The sequence below is a fragment of the Xanthomonas sp. SHU 166 genome (assembly GCF_000364685.1).
GTDB classification, from domain to species: domain Bacteria; phylum Pseudomonadota; class Gammaproteobacteria; order Xanthomonadales; family Xanthomonadaceae; genus Xanthomonas_A; species Xanthomonas_A sontii.
On sequence record NZ_AQOJ01000312.1, the window covers coordinates 1 to 1249 of the forward strand.

The 1249-nt window shown below is 73.5% G+C and carries 2 protein-coding genes and 1 pseudogene; all 3 read right to left on the reverse strand.

Translation table 11 applies throughout. The features are described 5' to 3' along the window. Positions 1 to 271, reverse strand: a 271-nt coding sequence (locus D180_RS09470; protein ID WP_017912599.1) for a biopolymer transporter ExbD, incomplete at its 3' end; no start/stop codon positions are given. A gap of 8 nt (positions 272 to 279) precedes the next feature. Then, complete coding sequence (gene exbB / locus D180_RS09475) at positions 280 to 957, reverse strand: tonB-system energizer ExbB (protein WP_017912600.1); 678 nt, start codon at positions 955 to 957, stop codon at positions 280 to 282. 109 nt (positions 958 to 1066) lie between these two features. Further along, positions 1067 to 1249 (reverse strand): annotated as a pseudogene (locus D180_RS09480) (DUF454 domain-containing protein); the annotation flags it as partial.

The following is a 1249-nucleotide window of genomic DNA, read 5'->3' on the forward strand; positions in this document are numbered from 1 at the left end:
GCGCCGGCCGCAGCGCCTGCGCGGCGATCGGCTGCTCGTCCAGGCGCAGGCTCAGGTCCGCGCCCAGGGTCAGAAGAATCGGGTCGCGGTCGGGCGCGCCGGCCGCGGCGCCGCTGGCCGGCAGCTCGACCGGTACCTCCACCGTCGCCAGTGGTGCGGCGATCATGAACACGATCAGCAGCACCAGCATCACGTCGATCAACGGCGTCACGTTGATCGCGTGCTGTTCTTCGAGGGTGTCGTCGTCGTCGCGTGCGGTGCGGATCGCCATGGCCGGCCTCATCGCGTGGCGGCGGCGTCGGCCGCTGCCGGCGCCTCGGCGTGGAGGCGGTCCAGGTCGCGCGACACCAGTTGCTGCACACCGGCCGACAGATCGCCCAAGCGCTGGCGCAGCCCGCCCAGGCGCCGCGCGAGGTGGTTGTAGAACATCACTGCCGGAATCGCCGCGACCAGGCCCAGCGCCGTCGCCAGCAGCGCTTCGGCGATGCCTGGCGCCACCACCGCCAGGGTAGTGGTATTGGCGCGGGCGATGCCGACGAAGCTGCGCATGATGCCCCACACCGTGCCGAACAGGCCGACGAACGGTGCGGTGGCGCCGATGCTGGCAAGTAGCCCGATGCCCTGGCGCCACTGTCGCGCGTGGTCCAGTTCCACCCGCTCCAGGCGCGAAGCCAGCCGTTCCTTGATCCCGGCCGCGTCGCGCAGGCCGCTGGACTGCTGCAGTTCAGCGCGCGCTTCCTGCAGCAGCGCGCGGGCGGCAGGCGTGTCCAACGCCGGCTGCGCCTCGGTCTCGCGCAGCCGCTGCGAACCCTGCAGCGCCGCGCGCGCGGCCTGCAGCGCCGCGCCGGCGCGCGCCAGTTCCCGGTGCTTGGCCAGGAGCACCGTCCACGTCGCGACCGAAGCGACGACCAGGCCGATCATCACCGCCTGCACCACCAGGTCGGCATGCAGGAACATCTGCCAGGCGCTGAGGTCGGCTGGACGCGGTGCGATGGGGGAGATGGGGGCGATAGCGGTCATGGGCTGGGAGGCGGCGTGGTAGGAGGGCGGCGCGGCGGGACGGTATTCAGCGCGGTGGTGGCGCGTCGCGCGGCGCAGGGCGGGTCAGCACGAACGCGGCGCTGGCGGCGATCAGCGCGCCGACGCCGAGCGCCAGCGTCGCGCCGGGATGCGCGCCGCAGCAGAACAGCAGATAGCCCAGCGCCATGCCGCTGGCGGCGAGCCACTTGCCGCGGCGGGGGATGGCGCC